This window comes from Brevibacillus sp. AG (assembly GCF_028369215.1).
Taxonomy (GTDB): domain Bacteria; phylum Bacillota; class Bacilli; order Brevibacillales; family Brevibacillaceae; genus Brevibacillus; species Brevibacillus porteri.
Genome location: NZ_JAQMYO010000021.1, coordinates 34,833 through 44,755, shown reverse-complemented (window position 1 = coordinate 44,755; position 9,923 = coordinate 34,833). Strand labels below are relative to the sequence as shown.

Annotated in this window: 12 protein-coding genes and 1 pseudogene; 5 read left to right on the top strand and 8 right to left on the bottom strand. The window is 41.1% G+C overall.

Annotated features, from left to right (window positions below):
- Window positions 1-439 precede the first annotated feature (439 nt).
- The 4 genes from POF51_RS30740 to POF51_RS30725 all read left to right on the top strand — a co-directional run bounded on the left by POF51_RS30740 (window position 440) and on the right by POF51_RS30725 (window position 2,253).
- Complete coding sequence (locus POF51_RS30740) at window positions 440-751, top strand: YolD-like family protein (RefSeq protein WP_244521662.1); 312 nt, start codon at window positions 440-442, stop codon at window positions 749-751.
- A gap of 10 nt (window positions 752-761) precedes the next feature.
- Window positions 762-1,007: a YolD-like family protein gene (locus tag POF51_RS30735; protein ID WP_069844690.1), complete on the top strand. Its 246-nt coding sequence runs from the start codon at window positions 762-764 to the stop codon at window positions 1,005-1,007.
- Between the two features lie 52 nt (window positions 1,008-1,059).
- Window positions 1,060-1,620 (top strand): ATP-dependent DNA ligase, encoded by a 561-nt coding sequence (locus tag POF51_RS30730; RefSeq protein WP_334312687.1) that lies wholly within the window; start codon window positions 1,060-1,062, stop codon window positions 1,618-1,620.
- A 321-nt stretch (window positions 1,621-1,941) separates the two neighbouring features.
- Complete coding sequence (locus tag POF51_RS30725) at window positions 1,942-2,253, top strand: WGxxGxxG family protein (protein ID WP_069844691.1); 312 nt, start codon at window positions 1,942-1,944, stop codon at window positions 2,251-2,253.
- A gap of 137 nt (window positions 2,254-2,390) precedes the next feature.
- On the opposite strand, the gene POF51_RS30720 is transcribed toward POF51_RS30725, so the two are convergent.
- The 4 genes from POF51_RS30720 to POF51_RS30705 all read right to left on the bottom strand — a co-directional run bounded on the left by POF51_RS30720 (window position 2,391) and on the right by POF51_RS30705 (window position 5,582).
- On the bottom strand, window positions 2,391-2,765 hold the full coding sequence (locus POF51_RS30720; protein ID WP_238543318.1) for a hypothetical protein: 375 nt from the start codon (window positions 2,763-2,765) through the stop codon (window positions 2,391-2,393).
- A gap of 143 nt (window positions 2,766-2,908) precedes the next feature.
- The gene (locus POF51_RS30715) at window positions 2,909-3,538 is read right to left on the bottom strand and encodes a hypothetical protein (RefSeq protein ID WP_069844693.1); all 630 of its coding nucleotides are present in this window, start codon (window positions 3,536-3,538) and stop codon (window positions 2,909-2,911) included.
- A 628-nt stretch (window positions 3,539-4,166) separates the two neighbouring features.
- On the bottom strand, window positions 4,167-4,241 hold the full coding sequence (locus tag POF51_RS30710) for a helix-turn-helix domain-containing protein (RefSeq protein ID WP_244521687.1): 75 nt from the start codon (window positions 4,239-4,241) through the stop codon (window positions 4,167-4,169).
- Window positions 4,242-5,108: 867 nt separating this feature from the next.
- Window positions 5,109-5,582 (bottom strand): hypothetical protein, encoded by a 474-nt coding sequence (locus tag POF51_RS30705; protein WP_069844694.1) that lies wholly within the window; start codon window positions 5,580-5,582, stop codon window positions 5,109-5,111.
- Window positions 5,583-6,026: 444 nt separating this feature from the next.
- Between POF51_RS30705 and POF51_RS30700 the strand changes: the two genes are divergently transcribed.
- Window positions 6,027-6,287 carry a hypothetical protein gene (locus POF51_RS30700; protein ID WP_139135898.1) on the top strand — a complete coding sequence of 87 codons (261 nt, stop codon included), beginning with the start codon at window positions 6,027-6,029 and terminating at the stop codon, window positions 6,285-6,287.
- A 61-nt stretch (window positions 6,288-6,348) separates the two neighbouring features.
- Here the strand turns inward: POF51_RS30700 and POF51_RS30695 are convergent, their stop codons facing one another.
- The 4 genes and pseudogenes from POF51_RS30695 to POF51_RS30680 form a co-directional block, all read right to left on the bottom strand.
- The gene (locus tag POF51_RS30695) at window positions 6,349-6,594 is read right to left on the bottom strand and encodes a hypothetical protein (protein ID WP_069844696.1); all 246 of its coding nucleotides are present in this window, start codon (window positions 6,592-6,594) and stop codon (window positions 6,349-6,351) included.
- 687 nt (window positions 6,595-7,281) lie between these two features.
- Window positions 7,282-7,871, bottom strand: a pseudogene (locus tag POF51_RS30690) (site-specific integrase); the annotation flags it as partial.
- Between the two features lie 812 nt (window positions 7,872-8,683).
- On the bottom strand, window positions 8,684-8,962 hold the full coding sequence (locus POF51_RS30685; protein ID WP_170831541.1) for a hypothetical protein: 279 nt from the start codon (window positions 8,960-8,962) through the stop codon (window positions 8,684-8,686).
- A gap of 73 nt (window positions 8,963-9,035) precedes the next feature.
- Entirely contained in the window at window positions 9,036-9,857 is an 822-nt protein-coding gene (locus POF51_RS30680) for a DUF6492 family protein (protein WP_069844697.1), read from the bottom strand.
- Window positions 9,858-9,923 lie beyond the last annotated feature (66 nt).

Sequence of the window (9,923 nt, the reverse complement as noted above, 5' to 3'; positions counted from 1 at the left end):
GAATGTTTGACCTTTTTTAGCCATGAGAAAATCCCCTCCAAGTAGAGTGTACCACCCACCGTCAGGTGGGCGGGCTTTTTACACTGTCTACTCAAAGGGGATAATATCAGAAGGGGCCTTTTTTTATTTGCATGTTCGCAATCTGTTCGCACATAATACAAACAAATGTTCTTGTTTTTGTAGGAGTGGTTACAATGGCCTTATCTGATATTGAGCGTAAGGTGCTTCGGATTATTGGAAACTATTCGGCAATGAAACCGAGACCTCCGAGTGTCGACGAGATATGCGTAAAGACCGGAAGAAGCTGTGAAGACGTAATGACGGTACTTGAAGCGTACATAGAGTGGCGAAGGACGGAACTTGATAAGATGGAAGTATTCGAAACGTGGGAAAGTAACGGTGTGATGAAATGGCCTCTAAGATAGAGAACCCCTTATCAATGCGTTTTGTGCTGCCTGAGCAACGAGCGATGTACCTACAAATGAAGGAAGATGACAAGCTCGTTACTATGCCTATTATTGAGCAAGACAAACTTGAATCCTTAAACTACGATATTTGTGATTCAGCGCGTGCTGATTACGCTATTACAGTTACGTGGTGGAAGCAAGTAAAAGACAACCTGGGATCCACATGCACAATGTGGGGTGTTGTTAAGTGGATCGATCAGAACGGCAGGAGAATTAAGCTTGTGACCGATGAAGATAGCCAGTGGATATCTATGGATCACATAACGGCTGTAAAAGTGGATTAAGGAGGGCTCTATGGCAAAGTCAACCACACCAAAACGTCCTACAAGAGATGAATTTGAGTTAGAGGAATTAGGGAGTCAACTTGTTGAAGCAAAAGATGATGGCGACGAAAGGGCGTTGACTGTTTGGGGAATGCCTGAGAAGGTCCGAGGACGGATCACAGTTCTTGACTCGCGTACAAGGCTAGTTCACGTTGATGACAACGGAGTAACTAGGAAGATTCCTTTCCTGGACATTATGAAAGTGAGTTACGAGTAATTACCAGCGCACGTCTCTTTTGGTATTGATACAATTATAGCGGTGATGCAATATGGATTTTATATACCCGATGCTGCTCGAGCAGTTGGATCAACCGTTTTCAGACGGACGCTATATCTATGAGCCTAAGATCGATGGACACAGATTGATTCTGATGCGAAGTAACGGCAAAACTCAGCTTTACACAAGACACAACAATGAAGTAACAGATAGATATCCCGAACTTATTACGGATGGTCCTGACATCGTACTGGACGGCGAACTGGTGGTCATAGACCCGGATACTGGTATTCCGGACTTTGAGCTGACTATGCAGCGATTCCAGTCGAAGCGATCGCGGCTGCCGATATCCTACGTTGTATTCGATATCCTACATTATGATGGAGCTGACCTTAGAGGACTCACCCTAATGGAGCGCAAAGCCGTTCTTGACCGAGCAATACTGGACACTCCAACCATGAGCAAAATCGCGTACATTGACGGTCGAGGCGAGGACTTATGGGACGCAATTGTTGCCAGAGATAGCAGGTGTGATCGAACTCGATGTGTCGCCTACACACAAGCAGGCGTTTTATGGCGTAGCAAAATCAATCATCACTGGCGAGGATCGTGAGAATGTTTACATTCAGCCTCTGATAAAAGCACGTATCAAAATGCGGAACTGGACAAAGAGTGGCATGTTGCGATCCCCCGTTTTTGTGGAATTCGCCTTAACACCGTAGGTATAAGATTTCATGGATAGAACAAATTATTATTATACCGTGGTCCCCACTTCACCCCCTTCTTTACGGAAGGGGTTTATATTTTTCTTTACAGACAATAGAGGGAAGAATCATTTTAATGTTAGAAGTACGCGAGTAAATTTGTATAAATTTTATCCGTAAGGACATTAATACAAGTAGTAAATACGCATAAAATAAGGGGGTTCTTCAAGTTGAAAACGTTGAACGCAATTTTGGTGGCTTTAATGTTAACTGTAACAATGGGCTTAACTGCATCCGCTGAAGCTGGTGGTACCATAGGTGCCGGGAACACAGGAGGAACACACACACCAAATAATATGACGGGCAATACAGGTGTAGGCGTAACAGGAAATGGGGCGCCTGCTAACACAGGTATCAATAACAACACGTACAGAACGACAGCAGTGGACACTGATTCAGACTGGGAATGGATAGGGTTGCTTGGATTAGCTGGTCTTTTTGGTTTGAGAGGGAGAAATAGGGAACGAAATCCACAGAAGTAACAAAAATCAACAACCCGTCTCCTGAAAACAGGGACGGGTTGTTTACTGTGAAATGTCTATTCGTATGCGGAATTTGCGGGTACACCAAACAAATACTTTATTTGACCACGAGGTACTATTCGTAACAGGCGACTTTGCTACTTCTGATTATCTTCTGGAAGTAGCGAATATTCTAAACCCATGAAACTAGCTACAGAGAGTTTTTCTTCGTTGCTGACCTGAAATCGGTAATTAGCAGGAGACAATAGCGCCTGTTCATCATCTTCCGTCAAATTTTCTTTTAGCTTTAGCTGTTGCGAAATCGTATACCGATTCTCTTTACTGTTGAACTCAATTTGAACGTGTGAAGGAGTCTCAGCAAGCAAATTTTTAATGGTCTCGTTGCCTGGCATATCTGCAAACGTAAAGTAAATGGGTTTTTCCGTATGCATCATTTTTTCTCTTAAATCGTCCGAAATTAAGATTCGTAACGTGAGTTCTGCCGAATTACCGTTTTTTGTTATTTGAAGCACGGATGTTTTTAGATTCTCCCCTGTAATTTCTTCGAAATAATCGTAGACAGTTACATATGACTTCTCTTTAGGGACTGTTACTGCCTCGCTACAGCCACTAAGAAGAACTATGAACAGAAGGAGAAGTATATGGAGAGGTCGGATCATAGATCTTTTGATTTTTTGCTAGAATACTCTTTGTACGAGTATTTGACGTTGACGTAGTTAGAACCTACTACTCTGCCTTGAAAATATTCGTTTAAGCTTCCAGTTGTTTTTACGGCTTTTGATCCGTATTCAACGGTTGTAATCGTACGCTTTGGTATGACCCAACTGTGAGTTGTTTCTACAATGTCTTCATCTCCAAATGAAACTTCTGCATTAATTCCTACTTTCCCCTCTATTATCCTCCAGTTGACTTTCGTTTCGGCTTCCACACCTATTTTTCCGGTTAGAAATGTTTTTCTTGTAACCTTCCTTGAAAAGGTATCGTTTTCGCTACTATCGTTCTCAATATCAGCTTCATAAGATTTTGATTTGTATAGGTCCTTCTTAGACATTTCATACACTTTGCCAGTCATATCATTGCCCATGGGAGCAATCTTAGATGAATCATTCTTTGTAAGGGCTGTTGTAAAATCATACTCTACTGGGTTTTCATATACACGTTCAACAATCTTCAGGTTACCTATTTTAATAGGATCACCTTGAGATACTGCGAAGGCAGAACCAGCTCCAGATACTACTAAACTGCTAAGTAAGACAGTTGCGAAAGAAAGCTTCTTAATTTTCATTCTTTTCCCTCCAGTATATTTTACGCAATTTTCAATACGAAATTATTATAACATATATTTCCAATTAATATGTATAATTGGAATCTTATTTGTCGGAGAGCTGGAGCCGACCATGACAATCAGGAAGCAGCCAGATACCTGAATATCTCATCTAACGATAATACCAGCGTCTCGACCCGGATCAATAAGCTATCGAAAACCTGCAATTCGTTTTCAGCTCAGTAAGTTATATGCTTGGATGGAAGCGGGAGGGGTTCGCGATTCTTTAAACAAACAAGCATGATAGAGTGAGGAATGCTAAAAATGAAGACAAAAGCCCTCCAATTTCGGAGGGCTCAATGTAGCATTATACTGGGCTTTTCAATATGCATAATGCACCCACAAATCACCCACAAAATGATGAAAAGCTTTGATGTCATTTGAAATGACAGTAGCTAAAACTGTTGATTCTATGCAATTTCTAGGGAGTATTAAAATCTATTGAAAGCCAAGGATATGTTCCGCACACGCGTTCACGATTGGGAGCGCGAGTAATACATGACTGCTTATTAATAAGCTTTTTTCAAATTCGCCACAAAATCAATTCCCTTTTTCGAATTCAAAAAAAGCGCATCCGGTTGGGTGTGTTTTATTTGTTGTCAGGAACATGTTCAATGATGTCTTCAATACGGCAGTCTAGGTGATTACAGAGCTTGTCCAACACATCTAGGGATACATACTCAAAAGTACTAGCGGAAGTATGGGAGCGGGACAACGGGCGATGTATTGTGTGTGGGAAAGATTCGTTCCAGGTCTGGACATTGGAGGGACACCATATTGTGTTCCGAAGCTAAGGAGGTACTGGAGACTCATGGAATGTAGCCTTGGCGTGCGGGCTCTGCTTCGACTGAACAAGTGCAAACGGAATAAAGCGTTCTGATAAGACCCTAACCAGTGCGTTTGCCTCACTCCAAGAAACGATGTAATAAAACGATCTCTCCATATGGCGACAACATTCCTTTTTCTAGGAGCGTAGCGTGAGAGGTTGGGACAAAAAAGACGGGTATACAAGCTCAATTATGTTAAATCACTCATTACTTTTGCCAAAGTACGTAAAAACACTCCATATTCCAATAGCTAAATAAAGGATACCGAGTAAACCGTAATCCAGGCTAGTTATCATTAAATAAAGACCACTCAAGCAGATTACAATTGAAACTATTTTGTGCAAAGTTATTTTTTTCATAATACTCACCTATATACAGTATTTTACAAAAAATGTATCACGAAATTTATTTATTTACAAATTGCTCAGGGAGATAAGGAGGGGCTTAATTTGATGAATGACTCAGATAAAGAGCTTTTTATATGCAAAATAAAAGGTCTAATGGATGATGACGCACTCATTAAAGAGACGAAGCAAACGAAAATTGGCAGAGAGTTATGGACTTATCAGAGGAGTTAAGCATTTTTCAGGAAGAATGCGTGTTGCAATTTGGAAGTAGTTCAATTTAACAGGATGTGTAATAAGTAAGATCTCTTAATAGAAAAAGCTCTACACTTATTAAAAAGCGTAGAGCGAAAGTTACTATTATTGGGAGTAAACGCTGATTTGACCAGATACCCCAATTATATTACGATTCGGGTCTTTGGTGTCATTCTTAACGTACACGTAATACGAACCGGTGCTTGGAATATCTACAATCTCGTAAAGTCTTGGGGAAAGAGTAGATTGTGTCACATTTACTTTCCCTACAATTGTAATAGTACCATCGTTGTTTAATTTGCGAAGTTGGTATCTAACATCTGAGGAATAATTGTCATCATGTGCAACCTGTTTATCAACTAATAGATATGCTTTTCCTGCATTTAGATTAAAGACTGGGCTATAAACGTAGTTTGCATTTGGAATAGAGTATGAAAAGTTAGAAAGGTTCGTAGCTGGAACATTCTGTTGGTTTAATGCTGGAGCTTTCTCTGCTGACGCGGAAGCAGCCCCAGAGAGGATTAGTCCCATTGATAACAGCGGAACTGTAATGATTTTCCTGACTTTACCAAAATCCACTTTACAACACTCCCTATTCTTTATTTGAAATACAATTACCATTATACAGATTAATTGTTTATTTTAACAATATTTGGATAATAAAAGTGTTCAAACTGGTGAGCAGTAAATAGAGCCGATAGGCTTTGGTAATAACGGCAAGTCATTCATGTATAGGACAAAGAAAAAACAACGTACGACTGGGAATAGTTTTATCACAATTAGTTAGGGAGGTTAGCGGGGCAGAAGCGGACGAACAGCTCTAAACGTGTTTGGCAAAGATGACAGATGGATCGCAACAGTATACACGGATACACCGGACCAAACATTTCGAACTATCCTAAAGGCACCCGAAATGCTCGCGTTGCTGAAAGTGTCAAATGATCCTGAGTCAAAGAAACTCGTGGAGTACATCGAGAGTGGCAGACTTTAACACATCGGTAATTAAGAAAAATGGAGGCGGTTATGATGAATTTCAAAATTTTCGGAGTTGGCGAGGACTACACGACATACATCGTTGCACAATCGAAAGAAGAGGCTTTGGAATTGCATAACTCCCACGTCGATGCGGAATGGCACGAAACTATTGATGGTGTGTCGGAGGTTCCATTCGAAAGAGAAGGACGGTTTGAAGCTGAAGAGGATTACCCAAACATGACTTTCGGTGAGTTCTTGGGCAAAGATTTTGTTTACACAGAACCAAAGGTCATTTGCTGGAACGAATAATCAACACAACGTTAAATGAAAATACGCGCATTCTGTGCGTAATAAGAAAAGAGTTTTAATGTTATACAGCTGCTCCCAGAATTACTTTCCATTGATCATCTATTTTATAGATAGGTAGTGTTAAGGTTCGATAACGATAAAAGTTGCCTTCATCGATCTCAACTTGAGCCATGACGAGATTACAATCTACAGCCGTCATTTTTCCGAAGATGACAATGGAAGGAGCGTCTTGGTTCAAAAGGGATGCGTATTCCTTTCTCCGCGCGTCATCATCCTTGTACCGGATATCTATTGAATATCTAATCATGTGATCATGTCTTTGTGTTCTTGGGCACTCTTAAGAAGAACCAATATTTCAAATGATTCAGTAATTACTTTATCTACATTCAAAAAATAACCTTCATTTAGTCAATTTGATAAAAACTTACATTAAATCATGCTAGGTTTTTGTTTCAAATAACACAACACACGATTTGTTAAATGGAGGGGGGCGTCCGGCCAGCTTTTATTGTGTCCTCTGACAAGCTGTGAGGTCCGTAGGAGCCCGAGAAATTTAAACAAAAATCCCCTATACCTCCCGTAGGTGGTTTAGGGAAATTGAGAAAATCACTATCAAATGGTACAGCCAATGTGAGCCGTAACGCTGATGAACTTCAATTCAAGCACGAGCTTGGTTAATGCCTAGTTTGTCATACACGGTCCCCATTGGCGTCTGACCTACCTGCCCACGATGTGTGTCCAGTCTGTTGCGAATCCGGGGATGGTTTTGACGAACTGGTAGTTTCCGTTGGCGTCGAGCAGGCCCGTATGGCTTCCCTTTTCAGGGTATCTGGATAACTCATAAACTTTTGACCTTTAGTTGCCATAAAAAATGCACCTCCTAAAGTTCATCGGTAAACCACAGGGGTTATTCCGATGTCTACTTTAAGGGGTGCACGTCAGTCGGTGCGAGGGGTTTTTCTGTTTGGTAGGCAAATTTGATTTTTTAAGAGATTTAACATTTTTGACCACGATTTGCCCACTTTTTTTCTGAGTACACACTTTCCATGTAGCTTTCAAACTTGTCCATGTTATCTAATTCAATTTTCTTTGAGATGTGGGCATACACATCTGAAGTGATCTGGATACTCTCCGTGACCTAATCGTTCTTGGATGTATTTCATATCTGTTCCAGTTTCTAATAGCACTGCGTGAGTGTGTCTGAGGGAGTGAATAGGGATAGAGGGGAATGCTCAATCGTTTGGAGTGTACGTGAGAAAGCGTTAAAGAGAGACGATTTAGGGACGATAGTACCATCATCTCTGGTTAAAACGAGATTCAAATCGTGGTGATAAAGTTCGTTTAAAGCCAGCTTTTTGGGTTCTGGTGCTTCATGTGTTGCTTTAGATCATCAGCTAACGTTTTGCTCATCCGAATCATTCTAGTTGAGTTGTATGTTTTTGTATCGCAAAATAGCTCACTTTTGTCTTTTGCTTGAAAGTCCAAAGTCTTATTAATACTTATCGTCAGATTTTTAAAATCTATGTCCGACCACTGTAAAGCTCCTGCTTCTCCTTTACGCATACCAGTTTCAATACACTCCTTTTTTTAGGAGCGTAACGCTGGAGGATAGGACAAAACAAGCAGGGAACACAAGCTCAATTATGATAAATAATCAGCTCGATTAGATTAAAAGACACGAACGAAATAGACGAAAAAAAAGACCACCCCTCTACCATTTTCATGGTCTTTGGGATAGCCTCTTTTGTAATATCTCACTTAGTCAGGACACATGCATTTAGTGTAGGGTGGAAACCAAAGGCAGGGAGGAGTACATCTAGCTTCGGGTTTACTACCTAACTTTTGAAGAAGTTTTTTAAACATTCCTAATCATCTCCTATTTATGGATAAATTTAACTTTCTATTAAATAGTAACACATGGAGAGGAGTATTTGTATACAGTCTTTTCTGAATTTTCAATGAGTATGCATAAGAAACAGAAAGAATCAGGATAGTAATATTACCTCTTGCTCATTTTGATAAATGTGGGGACATGCTGCTCGTGTCAGTGGGTGGAGTCGCTGGGGGTTAAACGCCCCAATATAGAGAGTAGTGTAAGTAATCAATAATATAATTATGTATCTGCAAAATCACCAAGCTTCTCTTTATTCTAGTTGGTTAATTAAGAACCCGCCCCTGTTTTGAGGAGATGGGTTATTCTATTAGAACCTGTCTACCTAATCAGAAGTATTGACCGTTTCCGTTTCATAATTTGCCAGAGAATAAATGCGAGTATTAAAACGGATTGAAAGCCAAGAACATGTTCCGTACACGCGTTCACGATTGGGAGCGCGAGCAATACATGACTGCTTATTAATAAGCGAAACCCCTTGTGCCTGTAGGTACGAGGGGTTTTTCTATTGCGGAAGCTCTGGTCCGCGCAAATCTACCAGAACATTGTGTCGGGGCTGGGAACGCTGCGGTATTCGATAAGTATAAAGAACAGCCGGCTGGACAGTTGGCGCTATCGATTGAACAAAATGCTCATTTTGATAAGGCTCCATATGGTTGACTCGAAATGGACTGGAGGCTCTTACATATTGGAACAAGCCCAATAAAGCTTTGCGAAGCGTATAATGATTCACCCAGTTTGCACTTGGCCCATCTCTCTTCGCATACACCTGTAACGAATCCAAGATTGCCCGCAGACACATTCAGCAAAGGTCTGGAGACCATTTTACATCACAAACAGTTGGACTCGGCATCTCTTTATTTTCTCATGCTCTTCTTCCGGATATACCAGCCGCGTTTATGAAAGGAGATGGACCTGTAATTCTGGGCCAGTCTGATGATTCGTTTACGAGTAAGTGATGCTGGGTTTGAAGATAAGCTTTTGTTAAGGGAACTTCGTACAACCAGATGACCGGGGTAGTGAGCTTTCACGAAGTTACCGTAAGTTTCGAACTCAGAGAAGCCGGCATAACTCTGCTTATTGGTTTTCTTGATAATCGCCCAGTACCATCTAGTCTTATGCCTAGCCTCAATTTTAGACTTCAGCCGGGAGAGCTTCGATTTGTCGAACAGCATATAGTGGGCAACGAAAGAGCGCGAAGCGGTTGGCTTGGTTCCCATTAATTTCCTATAGGTGCGAAAATACTCGGGACGACTCCAGTTCCGGCAGTAAAAAACGGTTTTCCCGTTGACGAGAAAAACATGAGGGCGGATGAGAATGGTGTCGGCGTCAATCACAAGATAATACCTTTTTTTGGTCAAGTTTCCTCCTGCCAACTTCAACAATTGTTGGAGCAGCCAGCCTGAGCGATTGGTGCGTTTGGTTTGGTAGTGAATGTCTTTTTTTGTAATCGGTAGGACGCGTCTTTCATTGATGAAGGTGCAGTTTTTACGCCGGCAAAGGGCTTGGATTCGTTTGCTTGGTGGCGATACAACCATGATCTTACCGACCGGATGCTTCACTTGCTTACGAATACTGTCAATGACATAAGGAAGAGTACCGAGGTCTTTCTCAATTGCTGGGATCAGGACATCAATTTTAATAGAGCTGTTGAAGGTGCTTTTCGCTGAACGTGTCAACTTCTCAACTCCTTTTCGCTAACCAGTTTCAAGCATATGTGTCTGAACAGGTTGACCAGAGTGTCC

Bases quoted from the DNA above. Each gene is read 5' to 3' on its own strand.
- POF51_RS30740 (WP_244521662.1), top strand. From the start codon at position 440: ATGCGTTTTGTGCTGCCTGAGCAACGAGCGATGTACCTACAAATGAAG.
- POF51_RS30735 (WP_069844690.1), top strand. From the start codon at position 762: ATGGCAAAGTCAACCACACCAAAACGTCCTACAAGAGATGAATTTGAG.
- POF51_RS30730 (WP_334312687.1), top strand. From the start codon at position 1,060: ATGGATTTTATATACCCGATGCTGCTCGAGCAGTTGGATCAACCGTTT.
- POF51_RS30715 (WP_069844693.1), bottom strand. From the start codon at position 3,538: ATGAAAATTAAGAAGCTTTCTTTCGCAACTGTCTTACTTAGCAGTTTA.
- POF51_RS30700 (WP_139135898.1), top strand. From the start codon at position 6,027: ATGATGAATTTCAAAATTTTCGGAGTTGGCGAGGACTACACGACATAC.
- POF51_RS30695 (WP_069844696.1), bottom strand. From the start codon at position 6,594: ATGATTAGATATTCAATAGATATCCGGTACAAGGATGATGACGCGCGG.